Source organism: Exiguobacterium sp. 8A (assembly GCF_902506275.1).
Classification (GTDB): domain Bacteria; phylum Bacillota; class Bacilli; order Exiguobacteriales; family Exiguobacteriaceae; genus Exiguobacterium; species Exiguobacterium profundum.
In genome coordinates this window covers 1,756,460-1,775,811 of sequence record NZ_LR733630.1, presented here as the reverse complement: position 1 = coordinate 1,775,811, position 19,352 = coordinate 1,756,460, and the positions used below count along the sequence as shown (strand labels likewise).

Annotated in this window: 19 protein-coding genes; 14 read left to right on the top strand and 5 right to left on the bottom strand. The window is 49.2% G+C overall.

Annotation, left to right across the window (positions count from 1 at the left end):
• The 4 genes from GVY42_RS09080 to GVY42_RS09065 all read left to right on the top strand — a co-directional run bounded on the left by GVY42_RS09080 (position 1) and on the right by GVY42_RS09065 (position 3,789).
• A complete protein-coding gene (locus GVY42_RS09080; protein WP_012727454.1) occupies positions 1–333 on the top strand; it encodes a PadR family transcriptional regulator in 333 nt (110 codons plus the stop codon).
• Positions 330–857, top strand: coding sequence for a DUF2812 domain-containing protein (locus GVY42_RS09075; RefSeq protein WP_159563025.1), 528 nt, complete (start codon positions 330–332; stop codon positions 855–857). The genes GVY42_RS09080 and GVY42_RS09075 overlap by 4 nt, the downstream gene beginning before the upstream one ends.
• 175 nt (positions 858–1,032) lie before the next feature.
• Positions 1,033–2,574, top strand: coding sequence for an alpha-amylase (gene amyS, locus GVY42_RS09070; protein ID WP_371730233.1), 1,542 nt, complete (start codon positions 1,033–1,035; stop codon positions 2,572–2,574).
• Between the two features lie 201 nt (positions 2,575–2,775).
• A complete protein-coding gene (locus tag GVY42_RS09065) occupies positions 2,776–3,789 on the top strand; it encodes a fatty acid desaturase (RefSeq protein ID WP_074035599.1) in 1,014 nt (337 codons plus the stop codon).
• Between the two features lie 35 nt (positions 3,790–3,824).
• Here the strand turns inward: GVY42_RS09065 and GVY42_RS09060 are convergent, their stop codons facing one another.
• Positions 3,825–4,655, bottom strand: a complete 831-nt coding sequence (locus GVY42_RS09060; RefSeq protein WP_159563023.1) for a lipoate--protein ligase family protein — start codon at positions 4,653–4,655, stop codon at positions 3,825–3,827.
• 17 nt (positions 4,656–4,672) lie between these two features.
• The gene (gene lipA / locus GVY42_RS09055; RefSeq protein ID WP_324292278.1) at positions 4,673–5,608 is read right to left on the bottom strand and encodes a lipoyl synthase; all 936 of its coding nucleotides are present in this window, start codon (positions 5,606–5,608) and stop codon (positions 4,673–4,675) included.
• 288 nt (positions 5,609–5,896) lie between these two features.
• Here lipA and GVY42_RS09050 point away from each other — a divergent pair, with 288 nt between their 5' ends.
• Entirely contained in the window at positions 5,897–7,846 is a 1,950-nt protein-coding gene (locus GVY42_RS09050; RefSeq protein WP_159563022.1) for a glycoside hydrolase family 3 protein, read from the top strand.
• A 41-nt stretch (positions 7,847–7,887) separates the two neighbouring features.
• Here the strand turns inward: GVY42_RS09050 and GVY42_RS09045 are convergent, their stop codons facing one another.
• Both GVY42_RS09045 and GVY42_RS09040 read right to left on the bottom strand, forming a co-directional pair.
• Entirely contained in the window at positions 7,888–8,733 is an 846-nt protein-coding gene (locus GVY42_RS09045; protein WP_159563021.1) for a DegV family protein, read from the bottom strand.
• A gap of 8 nt (positions 8,734–8,741) precedes the next feature.
• A complete protein-coding gene (locus tag GVY42_RS09040; protein WP_159563020.1) occupies positions 8,742–9,590 on the bottom strand; it encodes a biotin/lipoate A/B protein ligase family protein in 849 nt (282 codons plus the stop codon).
• 101 nt (positions 9,591–9,691) lie between these two features.
• Here GVY42_RS09040 and GVY42_RS09035 point away from each other — a divergent pair, with 101 nt between their 5' ends.
• Together GVY42_RS09035 and GVY42_RS09030 are read left to right on the top strand one after the other, a co-directional pair.
• Positions 9,692–10,987, top strand: coding sequence for an HD domain-containing protein (locus GVY42_RS09035; protein ID WP_159563019.1), 1,296 nt, complete (start codon positions 9,692–9,694; stop codon positions 10,985–10,987).
• A 22-nt stretch (positions 10,988–11,009) separates the two neighbouring features.
• Positions 11,010–12,596, top strand: a complete 1,587-nt coding sequence (locus GVY42_RS09030) for a Na/Pi cotransporter family protein (RefSeq protein WP_078147716.1) — start codon at positions 11,010–11,012, stop codon at positions 12,594–12,596.
• A 39-nt stretch (positions 12,597–12,635) separates the two neighbouring features.
• On the opposite strand, the gene GVY42_RS09025 is transcribed toward GVY42_RS09030, so the two are convergent.
• Positions 12,636–12,824: a 2-hydroxymuconate tautomerase gene (locus GVY42_RS09025; protein ID WP_012727443.1), complete on the bottom strand. Its 189-nt coding sequence runs from the start codon at positions 12,822–12,824 to the stop codon at positions 12,636–12,638.
• Between the two features lie 147 nt (positions 12,825–12,971).
• On the opposite strand from GVY42_RS09025, the gene GVY42_RS09020 reads away from it, so the two are divergent.
• The 7 genes from GVY42_RS09020 to GVY42_RS08990 all read left to right on the top strand — a co-directional run bounded on the left by GVY42_RS09020 (position 12,972) and on the right by GVY42_RS08990 (position 19,284).
• Positions 12,972–13,826, top strand: coding sequence for a neutral zinc metallopeptidase (locus GVY42_RS09020; RefSeq protein WP_159563018.1), 855 nt, complete (start codon positions 12,972–12,974; stop codon positions 13,824–13,826).
• Positions 13,827–13,920: 94 nt separating this feature from the next.
• Positions 13,921–14,769, top strand: coding sequence for a MurR/RpiR family transcriptional regulator (locus GVY42_RS09015; protein WP_159563665.1), 849 nt, complete (start codon positions 13,921–13,923; stop codon positions 14,767–14,769).
• Complete coding sequence (locus tag GVY42_RS09010; RefSeq protein ID WP_159563017.1) at positions 14,766–15,233, top strand: N-acetyltransferase; 468 nt, start codon at positions 14,766–14,768, stop codon at positions 15,231–15,233. The genes GVY42_RS09015 and GVY42_RS09010 overlap by 4 nt, the downstream gene beginning before the upstream one ends.
• Positions 15,234–15,334: 101 nt before the next feature.
• A complete protein-coding gene (murQ, locus tag GVY42_RS09005) occupies positions 15,335–16,228 on the top strand; it encodes an N-acetylmuramic acid 6-phosphate etherase (protein WP_035387829.1) in 894 nt (297 codons plus the stop codon).
• 13 nt (positions 16,229–16,241) lie between these two features.
• Complete coding sequence (locus GVY42_RS09000) at positions 16,242–17,615, top strand: PTS transporter subunit EIIC (RefSeq protein WP_159563016.1); 1,374 nt, start codon at positions 16,242–16,244, stop codon at positions 17,613–17,615.
• A gap of 60 nt (positions 17,616–17,675) precedes the next feature.
• Entirely contained in the window at positions 17,676–18,725 is a 1,050-nt protein-coding gene (locus GVY42_RS08995; protein ID WP_159563015.1) for a DUF871 domain-containing protein, read from the top strand.
• Between the two features lie 55 nt (positions 18,726–18,780).
• Positions 18,781–19,284: a YwhD family protein gene (locus tag GVY42_RS08990; protein WP_031422148.1), complete on the top strand. Its 504-nt coding sequence runs from the start codon at positions 18,781–18,783 to the stop codon at positions 19,282–19,284.
• The last annotated feature ends 68 nt before the right edge of the window (positions 19,285–19,352 follow it).

Genomic DNA, 19,352 nt, shown 5'->3' with positions numbered 1-19,352 from the left:
ATGCCGCGAACGGACTCATTAGAGTTAGGGGAACTGACGGATAGTATGTTTTATATCCTGTTGGCGCTCACGACGCCGCGTCATGGCTATTTAGTCATGCAATTTGTCGAAGAGACCACGCGAGGGCGAATGCAAATTGGTCCGGCTTCGATGTATACGATTATCAAAAAGTTGTTGAACGCCGAACTGATTGAACCGATGGATGGGGACGGAAAGAAAAAGAACTATCGAATCACGAATAAAGGCCGCTCGATTTTAACGGATGATGTGAAGAGACGACAGGCGATGGTCGAAGATGCCTGTGCCATTTTGGATATGGAGGGATCAAGATGAGACAAAAGTATATGTCGAGCTGGGGATTGGCGTTTGCTGAAGAGCGTGAGATGCGGAAACTAGAACGAATGGCGGCTAAGGGATGGCATTTGAAGAAGTTTGCCCCGCTAGGATACACGCTCGTTGAAGGGGAACCGGAAGACGTTCAGTATAGTTTGGACTATCGTACTCGTCCAGACGAAGACTACTTTGACCTGTTTGCGTCGAGCGGGTGGGAACATGTCACATCAACCGGGGATGAGATTCATATTTTCAAAGGGAATCGAGATGCCAAGCCGATTTACTCGGATGTCGAAACAACAGAGGAAAAATATCATGACATGGAGCGTCAGATGGGAAGAGCTGCGCTCATCCTAGGTATTTTATGGATTGCACTCTTTTCGTTGTTTCAGTTTGATTGGCCAACCGTTGTCGAGACAATATTGATTGGGGTTCAACTACTCGTGACGATCGGTCTCGTGTTTACAGGACTTCCGTACATTGGCTACCGTTTCAAACGCAAACGAATTAGCCGGGAAGGATGACTAGGCGGATGGCACAAGCCATCCGTCTTTGTTTCGTTCGACTGAACTATTCGAATGAGAAATAGTTAGGGAGAGAGAACTGTTTTTTAGTGTCTATCTATGCAACAAATTAAAAATCATTCACAATAATTAATGCAAGCGCTTTCATTAACTATTTGAGGAGGAATGAAGGATGTTGAAGAAAAGACAAGGGATTGCTGTCCTAGCTGGAGTGACATCGATTGCACTGCTTTCGGGGCAACCGGTCGCACAGGCAGCGACCCCACAGAATGGTACGATGATGCAATACTTTGAATGGTATGTTCCAAACGATGGCCAACACTGGAACCGACTCTCGAACGATTCGCAGCATTTAAAAGATATCGGAATCTCGACCGTTTGGATCCCACCAGCGTATAAAGGGACATCACAAAATGATGTCGGATACGGGGCGTATGATCTGTATGACCTTGGAGAATTTAATCAAAAAGGAACGACTCGGACAAAGTATGGAACAAAAGCGCAGCTACAGTCGGCCATCTCCAACTTACGCGGGAAAGGGATTGGCGTATATGGGGATGTCGTCATGAACCATAAAGGCGGAGCGGATTATACCGAATCCGTTCAAGCTGTCGAGGTCAATCCTTCTAACCGGAATCAAGAGACGTCTGGGGAATATGCCATTTCTGCCTGGACTGGATTCAATTTTGCTGGACGGAACAATACATACTCGCCGTTCAAGTGGCGTTGGTATCATTTTGATGGGACCGACTGGGATCAATCACGAAGTCTGAGCCGAATCTACAAATTCAAGAGTACGGGTAAAGCATGGGATAGTGAAGTGTCGGGTGAGAACGGGAACTATGACTACTTGATGTACGCCGATGTCGATTTTGAGCATCCGGAAGTACGTCAGGAGATGAAAAACTGGGGGAAATGGTACGCGGATTCGCTTGGATTGGACGGCTTCCGACTGGATGCGGTGAAGCATATCAATCATTCATACTTAAAGGAATGGGTGACGAGTGTTCGTCAGGCAACCGGAAAAGAGATGTTCACTGTTGCGGAGTATTGGAAGAATGACTTAGGGGCCATCAATGATTACTTGGCCAAGACGGGCTACACTCATTCCGTATTCGATGTACCACTCCATTACAATTTCCAAGCGGCAGGGAATGGTGGCGGTTACTATGACATGCGGAACATTCTAAAAGGTACGGTCGTCGAGCAGCACCCAACACTCGCTGTGACGATTGTCGACAATCATGATTCGCAACCAGGCCAGTCACTTGAGTCAACAGTCGCGAATTGGTTCAAACCGCTTGCCTACGCGACCATCATGACACGTGGTCAAGGGTATCCAGCACTATTCTACGGAGATTATTATGGAACGAAAGGGACGACGAACCGTGAAATACCGAATATGTCAGCGTCGCTTCAACCCATTTTGAAAGCGCGTAAAGATTTCGCCTACGGCACACAACATGATTACATCAATCACCAAGACGTCATCGGATGGACACGTGAAGGAGTGACGGACCGTGCGAAGTCTGGTCTTGCAACGATTTTATCGGACGGACCAGGCGGATCGAAATGGATGTATGTCGGAAAACAGAATGCAGGGGAAGTGTGGAAAGACATGACAGGAAATAACGGACGTCTCGTGACGATCAATGCGGACGGTTGGGGCGAGTTCTTCGTCAACGGTGGCTCGGTTTCCATCTATACGCAACAATGAATCAGTTAGACTTGTCTCTAAAGATAGGGGCGAGTCTTTTTTCTGAATTTTCACCACATAATTTTTATACGTGATATAATGACCTAGTGTTAATTCTTGATAGGGAATACTTCCGATCCATGAATTCACATTGAACAACGTTGGTTGTTGGTTTTATCTATATTTTTGCGTTGTGACGCTGTTGAATTCAAGGAGGTTGTTATGAGTAAAGAAAAGATTGCCCAATTAAGAAAGCACGTCTCGCCGTTTGAAAAGTCCGATATTCGGATCAGTGTGCGGCAGATGATCAATACGATTTTACCGTTTCTCGTATCGTGGTTTTTAGCGTACCAACTACTAAGTGTCTCGATTTTCCTGACATTGCCGTTCACGTTGATTGCAGCAGGATTTGTCGTGCGGATGTTCATCATCTTCCATGACTGCACACACGGTTCATTCTTTAAAAATAAGAAGGCGAACGCGATTGTCGGAACCATTACAGGGGTCTTGACGTTATTTCCATACGAGAAGTGGAAACGAGAGCATGCGATTCATCATGCATCGAGTGGGAATTTGGATAAACGGGGTGTCGGCGACATCTGGGTCATGACGATTGAGGAGTATATCGAAGCGTCAAAATGGACTCGTCTAAAGTATCGCCTATATCGTCATCCGCTCGTTATGTTCGGTCTCGGACCACTTTGGCTTATTCTCGTCACGAGTCGTTTCAACCGAAAGGACGCGCGGAAAAAAGAACGACAAAATACGTATCTCATCAATATTTCTCTCGTCGTCCTATATAGCGCGCTCATCTATCTGATCGGTTGGCAAGCGTTCTTGATTGTACAAGGAACGACGATGTTCATCGCCGGTGTGCTCGGAATTTGGTTGTTCTATGTTCAGCATACGTTCGAAGATTCCTATTTTGAAGATGAGCAGGAATGGGATTATGTAAAGGCGGCCATCGAAGGAAGCTCGTATTACGAGTTGCCGAAAGTGCTTCAATGGGTGACGGGTAATATCGGATTCCATCATGTCCACCATCTGAGTCCACGCGTGCCGAACTACCATCTAGAAAAAGCACATACGTCGACACCGCCGTTACAACGGGCGACGACAATCGGACTGTTTTCAAGTTTGAAATCGTTACGCTACAAATTGTATGATGCGAACAACAAAACATTCGTCACGTTCCGAGAAGTGCGCCATCTGTTGCGCCGAGCGAACGCGGCATAAAAAAAGATTGTCCCTGATCAAAAGGGACAATCTTTTTAGCGTTTCCAGACCCATTCATCACTCTCGTACTTCTTGACGAGCAAATCGATTTCGCCTTGGTGTTCTTTCGTGAAGACAAGCGGTTCGAACGTCAACGAGAAAGCGTCCTTGAAGCCGGTCTCGAATGCGGCCGCTACTTCGTCAAAGGAAACGAAACGCTTTAACGTGTCGTTCAAGGCGACGGCTTTTTCGCTGAAGCGGGTTTTGGCTTCGTGTTTCTCCGTCTCATCCATCGCGAAACAGTCAAACAACACCTCATCATCGACGGAGAGAGGAATCGAACCATGTTGAAGCACGGCCCCTTGGTGGCGCACTTGTGCGCTACCCGCAATCTTCTTCCCGTCGACAGCAAGCTCATAGTATGAAGCAGCATCGAAGCAGACGGCCGATTTTGGTTTGCGGAGCGCTTCGCGATCCTCTTCCGTCAATGGCACCGAAAATTCGGCGGGGACGCCGAGTTCGTGATATCCGCGACGAACCCCTTCCGTGAGTAGGCGATAGCTCTCGATGATATTCGTCGGGAGGGCAGGGGTCGATTCGGGCAAGATGACACTATACGTCAACTCATCCGCATGCAACACGGCACGTCCCCCTGTTAAGCGACGAACGACCGGAATATTGTTCGCTTTGAGGGCGTCCCGGTCCAAGTCACGCGTCGCTCGCTGGAAACGTCCGACGCTGATTGCATGAGGTGCCCATGAATAAAAACGAAGCGTCGGTTTGAGTTCTCCCTTTGCGACCCAATTGGCGATGGCTTCATCAATCGCCATATTTTTAGCCGGTGAAGTCGATTCAGTTCTAAGTAAGTGCCACGTCGTACCAGTCATAATCTCTCTTCTTTCTGTTAGTCGATTGGCAACATCGTGTGGCGACGCGCCTTGTGTACTTGTTCATCCGCGTGGTATGACGAACGGACGAGTGGACCTGCCTCACAATGTGAGAATCCTTTTGATAGAGCAATCTCTTTCAACTCGGCGAACTCGTCCGGATGGTAGTAACGTTCCACCTCGAGGTGTTTCTTCGTCGGCTGCAAGTATTGACCGAGCGTTAAGATGTCGACGTTGTGCGCGCGGAGGTCATCCATCGCTTCAATCAATTCCTCTTTCGTCTCCCCAAGCCCAACCATGATCGATGACTTCGTCGGGATATCCGGGTTCAATTCTTTCGAACGCTTCAAGAACTCGAGCGTGCGGTCATATGTTGCTTTCGCACGGACTCTCGGTGTGAGGCGACGGACTGTCTCTAAGTTATGGTTCATGATGTCAGGACCCGCATCGATCAACGTCTGCAAGGCAGAGAAGTCACCCATCATGTCTGACGGGAGCACCTCAATCGATGTCTCCGGGTTCATGGCGCGAACCGCGCGAACCGTTTCTGCGAAGACAGTAGCCCCGTAATCGTTCAAGTCGTCACGCGCGACAGCCGTGATGACGACGTGTTTCAAGTTCATAAGTCGAACCGATTCGGCGACACGCTTTGGCTCTTCCCAATCGAGCTCGTTCGGTTTCCCAGTCGTGACGGCACAAAAACGGCAAGCACGTGTACAGATACTTCCAAGAATCATGAAGGTCGCGGTCCGACGTACCGCCCAACATTCATGAATGTTCGGACATTTCGCTTCCTCACATACCGTATGTAAATTTTTCTCGCGCATCATCTTCTTTAGGCCGGTATACGTATCATTCGTGTTTAATTTAATCTTTAACCATTCCGGCTTACGTTTCAGTTCCCCTCTTGCCACAATAATTTCCCCCTTTTTGAAAGTTAACCTGTATCGAATTGAGTTTACCAAAAAACGAATCAAAAACGAACCACAGAAATTATTGGTTTTGCCAATACAGTTCACTGTGTATCAAAACAGAAACATTGTTTCAAAATGGTTACGCTTTCACTTGAACAATTGTTTCTAAAAAGTGGAGTTGCTATACTGTTGTTGACCACCTGAATAAGGACCAAATGTAACTGATGCGATCAGGCATGGGGTGAACGAGCGTTGATGAGGCAACGCTTCTTCCTCCATGCCTTTTCGTTTGGGGGTCAGCCAAATTTGACTAAGGGGAGTGGGAACATGAACAAGGCACTGAATTGGACGGCAACACTCGGATTGACGACGGCATTGCTCGTCTCGTCGGTTCCAGCAGCAGACGCGGTCGTGGCGGAAGGGACGCCGACGATGTCGATTGACCAGCGCGTCAACACGCAGCTAGAGTCGATGACGCTCGAACAAAAAATCGGGCAGATGATCATGCCGGACTTCCGATTATGGAACGGGGCGAACCATACATCTCTTGCACCGGAAGTGGCGCGTGTCATCGATCGTTTCGATCTCGGTGGAGTGATATTGTTTGCGGAGAACGTGAAGGAAACGGAACAGACGACGAAACTCGTTCATGATTTGCAAGAAGTCGTGAAACAAGATGCCAGCAATGATGTCCCGTTATTCGTCACGATCGACCAAGAAGGTGGGATTGTGACACGACTTGGGACGGGAACGAATTTACCGGGGAATATGGCACTCGGGGCCACACGTAACAGTCAATATGCCTATGATGCAGGGGAAATCATCGGTTCTGAATTGAACGCACTCGGGGTAAACGTGAACTTCGGACCGGTACTTGACGTCAACAACAATCCGGGGAATCCGGTCATCGGCGTCCGTTCGTTCTCGAGCGACCCTGAACTAGTCGGGGAACTCGGTTCCGCGATGACACAAGGTATTCAAGACCAAGGTGTTGCAGCAACGGCGAAACATTTCCCAGGTCATGGCGATACGGCCGTCGACTCGCATTATGGGTTACCGGTTGTCGATAAATCACTCGACGAGTTGCGTGGTCTCGAGTTGTTACCGTTCAAACGTGCCATCACAGAAGGGATCGACATGATCATGACGGCGCATATCGGGATGCCACAAATCGAGGACGAGGTCGTCGAATCAGAACGCGGCACGTTCCCACTCCCGGCGACGCTTTCGGATGATGTCATCACGGGAGTGCTTCGTGAGGAACTCGGATATGAAGGAATCGTGGTGACCGACGCACTCAACATGCAAGCCATCGCAGACAATTTTACGGAAGCAGAGGCGGTCATCAAGACGTTCGAAGCAGGGGTCGACATCGCGCTCATGCCGACGATTTTACGCTCGGAAGCAGATGTGATCAAACTCGAAGCAATCTTTGAGGAAGTCATTGCGGCAGTGAAGGATGGACGTTTATCGGAGGCGACCATCGATGAATCAGTGGAACGCATTTTAAAACTGAAAGCAGAGCGTGGAATTTGGGGAGAAACGACGGACTCCACGACGCTCGAGATGAAGCTCGCAGAAGCGAATGCCACGGTAGGAAGCGCTGAGCATAAAGCGAAGGAACGTGAAATCGCGGAGGCGGCCGTCACTCTCGTGAAGAACGAGAAGAAGACGCTCCCATTCAAACCGAAAAAAGGAGACACGGTGCTCGTCTTGTCGCCAGCGAAAGACCAAACGGATAGCATGGTGAAAACAATCAAGTCACTAGAAAAGAATGCAGGGAATATGAAAGACGTGAACGTCATCACGGCCAACTACTCAGCATCAACGCCGCATCTAGATCAAAATCCGGCACTACGGCAACAAGTTGAGGCGGCTGACTATATCATCGTCGGTTCGAACGTGAACAACAGCGCGAAATTAAAACCGACATCAGCTGATCATTATGTACCGGCCGAAGTGTTCCGTTATGCAAATGAGACAGGGAAACAATCGGTTTTACTCAGTTTGCGCAACCCATACGACATTGCCGTTCAACCGGATGCCCCCGCACATCTCTTAATCTATGGATTCAAAGGCGATCCGAACGGTCCAGATTCGGAGGCGGGCAACTTGAAGTCGGCTGGTCCGAACTTACCGGCAGGCATTCGTGCCATCTTCGGTGAAGTGAAGCCACAAGGGAAGTTGCCGGTAGATGTACCGAAATTTGTGGACGGTGTATTCCAAGACGAAAATTACGCGCAGTTCGGTGATGGATTTAAAAACTGGAATCGCTAAACGAAAATGAGCTCGCCCGAAAATCGGGAGAGCTCATTTTTTCATGCCTCGAAATAGGCGATGACGAGTAGACCGGGACCGGTGTGGGCACCGATGGCAGACCCGACCAGTGTCTTCGTGATGTGCTTCGGTTCGAGATGTTCGCGGACCATCTTCTCGAACTGTTCGGCTTTTTCTAGGTCGTCACCATGACCGATGAAGAGGTCTCCGTTCTCGACGATCGACTTCGATTCGACTGTCCATTCGACCATCCGGCGCATGACCTTTTTATGACCACGCACCTTTTCAATCGGGACGAGCTTGCCGTCCTCGACCGTCAATAACGGTAAAATCGTCAACAAGTCTCCGATGAAAGCACTCGCCTTCGAGACACGTCCGCCCCGCATCAAATATTCGAGCGATTCGACCGTGAACAAGTGGCGGACTTTGCCGACGAGCGAAGTGGCATACTCGACCGTTTCTTCATACGTATGGTCTTGGCTATACGCTGCGACCGTTTTGACGAACAATGCCTGTCCGACAGAGGCGGTCCGTGTATCGAGAACCGTGAATGTACTGTCTGGGTATTCCTCTTTCAACATTTCGCCGACCATGACAGCGGTTTGGTATGTACCGGAGAGTTCTCCGGAGAAAGCGAGATATAAGAACGGGATTCCAGCCTCGAGATGCTGACGGAAACAGTGTTCGATTCGTGACGCCTCGATTTGGAACGTCTTTGGCGTCTTGCCATGCCGCATCGCTTCGTATACTTCTTTTGGTTGAATCGTCTCACCGTCTAAAAATTCTTCGTTGTCGATGATGACACCGAGCGGTAAAATCTCAAGACCGTATTCGATGATTTGATCGTGTGTCAAATCGGCCCCGGTGTCTGTGATCAGTTTAAACATTGGATGAATCACTCCTCTGTTAGTTGTTGTTCAATGTCGCGTAACGGTTCATTCCGTTTCCACATGCGTTCGAGCTGACTTGAGAACATTGTTTGCTCGTCTGCCGTCAGTGTCGCGTTTTGGAGCGAACTGACAGTGGAAAGAACGCGGTAGGCTCGAGTGAGGACATCTTGCACGGTAAGCGGGATTCCAAGCAAGTCTTCAAGCGAAGCCATCGTTTCCGGTACAATGGTAGGGTACGTGAACTTTGTCACTTCTCCTTGAATGGCAAGGTTGTAAAAGTCACGGATGATTTCAGCACGTGCGCTCCCGCTCTGTCTTACGCTCAAGTAAATTTGAACGGCGACACCGCCACGGACGCGTCGTTGCGAAATCCCAGCGAACTTTTTGCCGTCGATCGACAAGTCGAAACTTCCAGGACAGTATGAGCCGACGACTTCACCTGGGACGATGTCATTCGTGACGTCTTGGAACATGTGTTGGATGAGCGAGGTCATAGCCTCATAGCCGCTGTCGATTTGAATCCCGTCCTTCTCTGGTAAAATTAAAGAAAGGTTGAGGACGTCATCGTCTAGCACCACGGCTAAACCGCCTGAGTTTCGGACGACGGGACGGAATCCATGTTCATGTAAGTAACGAATTCCCTCTTTCAAATGAGGCAGCCGAGCATCCTGGATTCCGAGTACAATCGTATCGGTGTGCACCCATGCCCGCAAGACGGCACCTCGTTCTTGCGTTGACGCACATAACGTATCATCGGTCGCAAACGATTGTTCCGCTTGAAACATCGTGCCAAGACTCGACTGATCGATGATGCGATAGCTCGGTTGTCGTAATAATGGATGGATCATATTCATTAATTCCTTTTCACAAAAAATTTTCCTCCTCATTATAGCATGGAGGGAACGATTCGTTTGAAGTCGAATCTAGAACATAACGAAACGTAGGAGGGCATGTCATGTACTCGTCTCGAGGACAACTATCTGGATCGAAAGTATTTAAGGATCCGGTACATCGATATATTTATGTTTACGATCACCTCATTTGGGAGTTGATCAATACGAAAGAATTTCAGCGTTTGCGTCGTATCAAACAACTTGGAACGTCTTTTTTGACATTTCATGGCGCGGAGCACACGCGATTTCATCACTCGCTCGGCGTATATGAAATCGCACGCCAGTTAATCGATCAGTTCCAACAGTATCCGGAATGGGACGACCGCGACCGTGAACTACTGTTGGCAGCAGCGCTCTTGCACGATGTCGGACACGGTCCATTCTCGCACGCGTTCGAGCACGTCTTTTCCGTTCGTCATGAAGTGTGGACGGAGCGCATCATTTTAGGGGAAACCGAAGTAAATAGGGTTTTATCTGAGATGGGTGTCGGGTTTGCCGAAGAAGTGGCCTCCATCATCAATAAGACGCATCCGAATCGCTTGATCGTCAATATGCTCAGCTCACAGCTTGATGTCGACCGGATGGACTATTTGTTACGCGACGCTCACTTTGCGGGTGTCAGTTATGGAAAGTTTGATTTAGAACGCATGTTGCGCGTCTTGCGTCCGGATGAAGACCAAGTCGTGGTCAAGCAGTCTGGGATGCATACGATTGAAGACTATATTATGCGTCGCTATCAAATGTATTGGCAAGTGTACCTTCATCCGGCGACACGGTCGAGCGATCTCCTCTTGAAAGCGATTCTTGAGCGGGCACAGGAGCTCTATGAGAGTGGCTATGAGTTTAACATGACGCCGAAACACTTTTTGCCGATCTTTGAACGCACCGGTATGTCACTCGAACAATATTTGAAATTGGATGAGACGGTCGTCTACTTCTATTTCCAAGAATGGATGGAAGAAGACGACGCGATTCTAGCCGATTTGGCGAGTCGATTCGTGAATCGCCGATTATTAAAATATAAGAACTTCCCGGAAGCGAATCGTGTCCGTTATATGGAGCGCTTGCGACAGACGATGGAGACGATCGGGCTTCCACCAACATACTATCTGCTTGAAGATCAATTGAGTCAATTGCCATACGATTTATATAAAGGACAAGGCAAATACGAGGGGATTTATCTACAGATGAATGACGGGGAGCGAAAAGAGATTTCAGAGGTCTCGATGCTCGTCCAGTCGATTTTGAACTCGAGACAATCGGATGAAAAAATTTATTATCCGGAAGATGTGTTGTTGAATTTAAAAGATTATGCGAATGAAAAATCGTGGATTTTATCGACATTGAAGGACGATTAAACACGCAAAGGGGCGTGACACGATGGAGATTGCGACACTGATTGGTGGAATCGGGATTTTTTTACTCGGGATGACGTTACTGACAGATACGCTCAAAAAATGGGCTGGTACACGATTGCGTCATCGGTTGAATCAATTCACCGACGGCTCTTTGTCAGGGGCGACTCTCGGCGCAATGCTGACGACCCTGTTTCAATCTTCCTCGGTGACGACACTGATGACGATTGGGTTTGTGAGCGCGGGGCTTCTCACGTTCACGCAATCGTTACCTCTCGTAATTGGCGCAAACGTAGGCAGCGCGACGACGGGATGGATCATTGCCATCCTCGGCTATAACTTAGACGTGCGCCAGTTGTTTTTGCCGATCATTGGAATCGGGATGGCGTTTCGTCTATCCAGTCCGCGCCTTCGCCGTGTGGGACTGTTGCTCGTCAGTATCGGGTTGATCTTTGTTGGGATTGGGACACTTCAAGAAGCGATGCGGGATGTCGTCACGTTCTCGTTTGGCTCGGCCGGTGAGATGACCGTTCTGCATCAGGCACTTCTGATTGGAATCGGATTTATGATGACCGCCGTCCTTCAGTCATCGACGATTGGACTCGTGCTAACGATGACGGCTCTCGCGACGGCGGCGATTTCACTCCCGCAAGCCGCTTATTTGGTGCTTGGTCAAAGTGCGGGGACGAGCCTTGTCGTGGCACTCGGTTCAATCGGAGGCTGGAAGTCAGCCCGACGCATTGTATTGGGGCATGCCATCTACCACGTGTCAATCGTCCTCATTGGATGGCTGACGTTCCCTGTTCTCTTCGAGGTCGTCAATCGAGTAGCCGATTGGTTCAACTGGAACGACTTATTACGTCTCGCCTTATTCCATACGACATTCCATCTACTAGGTGTGATCTTATTCCTACCATTTTATCAAACGTTCGCACGGCGATTACTGAAGTGGATTCCGAGTCGCTCCGAAAAATTGACACGTCTGCTCGATAAAAACATGTCACAACTCCCGACGGTCGCTCTTGAAGCGGCACGACGCTCTTTACTTGAAATCGAAAGATATTTAGGAAATGAGACGGAATTGCTTGTCCGAGAGGGACGTCTTCGTGAAGATGAATTGACGCTCGTCGACAAGACGTTGAGCGATGTCCGTGTCTTTTTGAGCACGATACGTCTTGAAGATGAAGGAAAGCAAAATGATTATGGCCAACATCTATCCCTCTTGCATACGATCGATCATCTGGAACGCTGGTTATATGTCTTGCGAGAAGTCGAACCGGTCCACGCACTTCGGGACACCGACTTTTTAGCGGCACGAGAACTCGTATTGCATGAGCTTGACCTTGTGAATCAACTGAATCATCATACGCCACCAGAGGATTCGAAGCTGTGGAAACAGGCCTCAAAACAACTGGCGGAATATCGGAAAGCACATCGCTCGGAGCTGCTAGAAGAAACGGCGGCGAATCAGTTGGAGATGGACCAGACGATACAAAAAGTACAAGTATTGCTCTGGCTCGACCGTATCGGCTACCACATTTGGCGAGCGACACGTCACTTGATTAAGCCGACCGTACCGAGTGAACGGTTCGACGTGAACCGAGAAGACTAGAACAAAAAACGGACTCCATATCAGGAGTCCGTTCGTCACTTACTTCTTATCTGCGTGCATTACACCGGCTTGTCCGTAATGTGTCGCATCCATCTCTTCGATGAAGACGGTGATGTTTTCTTTTGGCGCATTCGTCGTTTCGGAGACGGCATCCGTCACTTTTTCAATCAACGCGCGTTTTTGTTCCACGGTACGGCCCGGGAGCATTTTTACAGTTACATAAGGCATGGTCATTCCTCCTTTGCTGAAGTCTCTTTCATTGTAGAGAATCCCCTTCCTCTAGAAAAGAAAATTCTCATCTACCTCGAAACATGAGCTCACTTTTACCGGATTTGGGGTAATAAACAAGACAGAGCGAATGTAGGAGGAATCGGGATGAAGTGGAAAGGAAGACAACAGAGCCGGAACATCGAGGATCGACGTGGGCGTAGCATCGGAGGGAAAGGGATTGCCGGGGTCGGAGGCGGTCTTGGGTTGATTCTCGTCATCGTCTTTACATTATTGAACGGGGGAAGCCCGACCGATCTCGTCAACAATATCGGACTCGGGGAACCTCAATCGGAGGGGACGTATACCGGAACGGCTCGTGAAGAGGAGATGGCAGATTTCGTAGCGGTTGTCTTAAAGGATACGGAAGAAGTGTGGACAGACATCTTCGCTGAAAATGGGATGACCTATGAAGAGCCGACGCTCGTTCTATTTTCCGGACAGGTTGAATCCGCTTGTGGTATTGCCGGCTCCGCTGTGGGTCCGTTCTATTGTCCCGGCGACCAAAAACTGTATATCGATTTGAGTTTTTATGATGAATTGAGTCAACGTTTCAATGCGCCAGGGGATTTCGCGATGGCTTATGTTGTCGCCCATGAGGTCGGGCATCATGTCCAAACGCTTCTCGGGACGACAGAAGAAATCATGCCGCTTCGTAACGAGATGAGCGAGACCGAATTCAATCGCTATCTCGTACGCTTCGAGTTGCAGGCAGATTACTATGCGGGCGTATGGGCCCATCACGCGCAAGGGTTAGGGTATCTTGAAGCGGGAGACGTGGAAGAAGCGATGAATGCCGCGCATCAGATTGGCGATGACACGCTGCAGCGTCAGGCACGTGGATATGTGACGCCAGACTCGTTCACGCATGGGACGTCGGAACAACGCATGCGGTGGTTCGAGAGAGGGTTTGAGAACGGATCGATTCAAGGAGGCGACACGTTCAATACGAACAACTTATAGATCGGGCGCCTGCTCGATCTTTTTAGGTGATTGGAATATGTGGAAGGAATCCGCTATCATAAAAGAACAACAGTTGCAGGAAGGGGATGACCAAATGGAATCCTTACTTACGAAAATTAATTTAGCGAAAGAGGATATGACAGCGGTCGAAAAGAAGATCGCCGACTATATTTTGTCCCATTCAACACTCATTCCAAACATGACGACAAAAGAGCTTGCGCAAAAGACGGATGTATCCGAGGCGAGTATCGTTCGCTTCGCTCGAGTCGTCGGAATTGATAGTTTTAAAGCGTTCAAGCTCGCGCTCGTGAAAGACTTGGCTGTCACGGAGACGACGCTGACGGACTTTAACGTCCTCCAGCAAAAAGACACGCCGTATGACTCGTTCCAAAAAGTCATCCATGTGAACAAGGCGGCAATCGAGGCGTGCGCCGAAGCGATGGATAAACGAGAACTTGAACATGCAGTGGACCTGTTCGCTCGCGCGAACCGCGTCATCTTTTACGGGGTCGGGGGGTCTTCGACTGCGGCAATCGATGCGCAATATAAGTTTACGAAGCTGGGATATGCGGCCACGACCTCTCCCGATTTTCATTATATGTTGTCGCTGATCCCGCATTTAGGAAAGTCTGATGTATTCGTCGCAATCAGCACGTCAGGACGAACGAAAGATGTGCTCGAGCTCGTCCGATTTGCGAAAAAGAAACGTGTTCCGGTCATCGCCATCACTAACCTCGACAAATCACCGCTTTACCGAGAAGCGGACGTTCGACTCTGTACACCGAACGTCGAGAGCGACTTCCGAATCGCGAGCATCGCCTCACGGATGACACAATTGACGATTGTCGATACGTTATATATGGGACTCCTCCACCGGAAGGGAGAAGGGTTGATTGATCGGTACGCAGAAGCCCGTGATGAGATGGTGAAACTACGCCGATGATTCAACCTTATACGGCTGAAAATCGTCAAGAATTGCAACGCTTTTTGATGGACCAGCGCACATTCGCAAGATTGAATGAACAGACAGTCGAGATGTTTCGTGACGAGAACGTGGCAGATTTTGAAGAAGAAGGTACCATTAGCCTGATTTTTCGTGAAGAAGAGCGAATCGTGGCAATCGCCGACCTCTTAAAAAAACATCCGATCGATGGCTCGCTTTGGCTTGGTTTGTTCGTTGTCGAAGAATCTCTCCATGGGACAGGTTTGGCGCAAACGTTGTATGAACAATTGGAAGATCAATATATGCGCCCGTATCAAATGGAGTTTCGGTTAGGCGTGCTTCCTCATAATGTTAGAGCTCGCCGATTTTGGGAGCGAAACGGATACGTGTATGAGAAGGATTCGATCACGAATAAAGGAACACGCGTGCACGTCTTGAAAAAACGACTCATTCGTTCAGAGTGAGTTTTTCTTTAAAGTTTATTTGAAATTAAATTTCATAAAATTTAAATTATAAATTGACTTTAAATTTCAATATAGTACGATGAAATCATAGAGAAGAAAGGATGGTGGCGATGCTAGATAAACTGGCTACAGAAAGACGGAATGAACGAACGATGCACCTGGACGAGATGTCGATTGAGGAACGATTGGCGATTATGAATGCAGAGGATCATAAAGTTCCTCAAGTGATTCAAGAGCAACTTCCGGTCATCACAAAAGTCGTGGAGCGAGTCATCGCATCCTTTCGTAAAGGCGGTCGCCTGATTTATATCGGTGCGGGCACGAGTGGACGTTTAGGGATTTTAGACGCAGCTGAGTGTGTGCCAACGTTTGGAGTATCACCCAATCAAGTCATTGGACTGATTGCCGGCGGCGAACGCGCGCTCATTCAAGCCGTTGAGGGAGCAGAAGACAGTAAAGAATTGGCGGTCACAGATTTGAAAGCGCTTCATTTGACAGCAGAGGATACGGTCGTTGGGATTGCAGCGAGCGGTCGAACGCCATATGTCGTCGGAGGTCTCGATTACGCACGGGAACTCGGTGCCACAACAGCTTCGATTTCATGTAATCGCGATGCGGTCATCAGTCGACATGCGGATTACCCGATTGAAGTGGAAACGGGACCGGAAGTACTGACCGGTTCAACGAGATTGAAGGCGGGAACAGCACAGAAACTTGTCCTCAACATGATTTCGACGACGTCGATGATTGGAGTAGGAAAAGTGTATCAAAACTTGATGGTTGATGTGCAACCGACGAATGAAAAGCTAGAAGTGCGTGCCAAGCGGATGATTGCAGAAGCGACAGGGGTCGACATGGAAATGGCCGCGCGTTATTTTGCTTCATCCAAGGGGCACGTCAAAACGGCGATTGTCATGATTTTAGCGGACGTCTCTTATGAGGAGGCTGTCAAACGATTAGAGCGCGCGAACGGATTCGTCCGCGAGGCGCTATAAGGGGGAAATCGAGATGAAGAAAGAAGAGGTTTTAGCACGGGATATCCTCGCACATGTCGGGGGGAAAGAGAATATCCGTCAACTCGCGCATTGTATGACACGTGTTCGACTGACGCTGAAAGATGGGACGAAGGCAGACGTTGACGCATTGAAAAAGATTGACGGGGTCATGGGTGTCATCAATGATGAGACGCTGCAAATCGTCGTCGGCCCAGGTACTGTGAATCGGGTCGCGGATTATATGAGCCATGAGACAGGGCTCGCAATCGGGGAAGAGTCGGTTGATGCGAACCTGACGTTAGAGGAGCGTGCGGCGATCGAACGCCAGAAGGTGAAAGAAAAACAAAAGTCACCGTTCAAACGATTCCTTCGTCGCCTCGGGAATATCTTTATTCCGCTCATTCCGGGACTTGTCGCATCGGGGATCATTAACGGGGCAGCGAACTTTGCCGTCAACGCCGGCGTCGACCGGACGGAGACATGGATGCAGATTCTACTCGTGCTCGGTAGCACGGTCTTCGCGTACTTAGCCATCCTTGTCGGTTGGAACACGGCAAAAGAGTTTGGAGGAACGCCGGTACTCGGGGCGATTGCCGGGGGGATCCTGTTCAACCCGCTTCTCGCGGACATCGTCATTTATGGGGAGCCGCTCGTCGTCGGGCGTGGTGGATTATTCGGTGTTATTTTTGCCGGTTGGCTCATGACGTATATCGAGAAGCACATTCGTCGCTTCATGCCGGTATCCATTGATATTATTTTCACACCACTCTTTACAGTCTTGATCGTTGGATTTACTGCTTTATATGCAATAATGCCGGTCGCTGGCGTATTGTCAGACGGTATCATGCGAGGAATCAATGCGACGCTTGAATTCGGGGGACCTGTCGCAGGGGCACTCTTGGCCGGATTCTTCTTACCGCTTGTCATGGTCGGATTGCATCACGGTTTGACGCCAATCCATTTGGAACTGTTGAACACGGTCGGAACAACGGCCCTTCTCCCAATCTTGGCGATGGCCGGGGCGGGTCAAGTCGGTGCAGCGCTTGCAATCTTTGTGAAGACGCGCAACCCACGCCTTCGCAATATTATCAAAGGGGCCATTCCGGTAGGTTTCCTTGGAATCGGGGAACCGCTCCTGTATGGTGTCACGCTTCCGCTCGGACGTCCCTTCTTGACAGCGTGTCTCGGGGCCGCGGTCGGTGGTGCCTTCCAAGCGACAATGAAGACAGCGGCGCTCGGGGTTGGTGTTTCCGGTCTATCGCTCACACCATTGATTGATAATGGCATGTATTTGACGTACATTGCCGGACTATTGATTTCATATACGGCAGGCTTCCTGTTTACTTATTTCTTCGGTTTCAAAGAAGAGATGGCAGACGGGATTTAATAAAAAAAGATGGCTCCAGTCGAGTCATCTTTTTCTCTACTTTTGGAAAGGTGGATTCATATGAGAGGGATTTCAGTGTACTTAGGCGATGAACTGACACTTGATTCGATGGCTTGGATGGAACGCATGCGAGAGGCAGGGTTTACGAGCATCTTCACGTCGCTCCATATTCCGGAAGACGATCCGACAACTTATACGGAACGACTTCAGCAATTAGGTGCGTTGGCAAGTCGTCTAAAGATGGAACTCGTGGCGGATATCGCTCCATCGTCTCTACAGGCACTCGGTAAGACTTGGGATGATGCTCATGCGCTGTTGGAGTGGGGTGTCACCGGGTTACGTGTTGACTATGGTGTCACACCGAAACAAGTGGCGGATTTATCACGACATATGATGGTCGCCCTCAATGCGAGTACGCTCACGGAAGCAGAGCTTGAAGAGATGCTACGACAAGGGCTACGACGTGAGCATGTCGAAGCGTGGCATAACTTTTATCCCCGTCCGGAAACAGGACTCGAGCGTTCTTGGTTTGATGAAAGAAACGACTGGTTACATGCGCAAGGAATACGGGTACAAGCATTCATCCCTGGAGATGAACGGTTACGTGGCCCCCTTCATGAGACATTACCGACACTCGAGATGCACCGCCACCAATCTCCGTTTTCGTGTTATATCGATTTACAAGCGAGGGTCGATCGAATCTTGATTGGAGATCCGTGTATATCCAATCAGACGATGCGACAGTTTCGGGAGTACGACGAGGGCGTCATCGTTCTTCGAGCGACCACACGAAATCATGATGATTCGGTTCCAACCAGTCACACGAATCGGATGGACCCAGCCCGGGACGTCATCCGTTCGGTCGAATCGAGAGCGTATGGACGACCTGGGGACCATTTGATTCAACCGCGAGATACAGAAGAACGAGTGCTCGGCAGTATCACGATCGACAATGAACGTTACGGTCGTTATGCAGGGGAACTGCAAATAACGAAGCGGGATTTGCCGGCAGATGAGCGCGTCAATGTCATCGGAAGGATCATTGAAGAAGATCGTTCATTAATCCAACAGATCGGTCCAGGGGGACGCTTTCAAATCGAGTGGGTGTGACTCAGGATTGCCACCATCCTATATCATTGTGTACAGTAGAGAGGGAGGGTGGAACATGAAAGACATTAATTTTAATATTATTTCAGACGATGCGACGGACGGACACGGTGGTTTTGGTGTCGGTTCGCTTAGTTTAAATAACATGTCTCCGGTCATCATCGATGTCGAAGAAGGCGTTGCAACAATCGATATGGGAGCGATGCACGCCAAGTCTGCCATCGAGAAACGGATTAAGTTTTTGACGGACCCGGAAGCGGTACCGAACGGGAAACCGTATTGGATCGTGTGGGTGACGGTCGGTCGAAAACCGGAAGGCTTTTATTATGGCGGTGTCGCGGCATGTGACATGTTAGTTGACGTGGAAGCGAGACGGGGTTATAAATTATTACCGTATCACGTTAATCAAATGGATAAATCGTTAAAGGGTCGGATTTTAATCGACATGATGGACGCTCCGTCCCGCGACGTTTTAGCGAACTTCTTACAAGAACATCGCCCTGAGATTTGGGCAAACTCGACTGAACTTCATGCAGAGCTCGAGCGTGTAGACGCTGAGTAAAAAGATTGGACGAATTTTCGTCTCCAATCTTTTTTGTTTCAAGTTTTTGGGAATTTCAAGAGAATTTG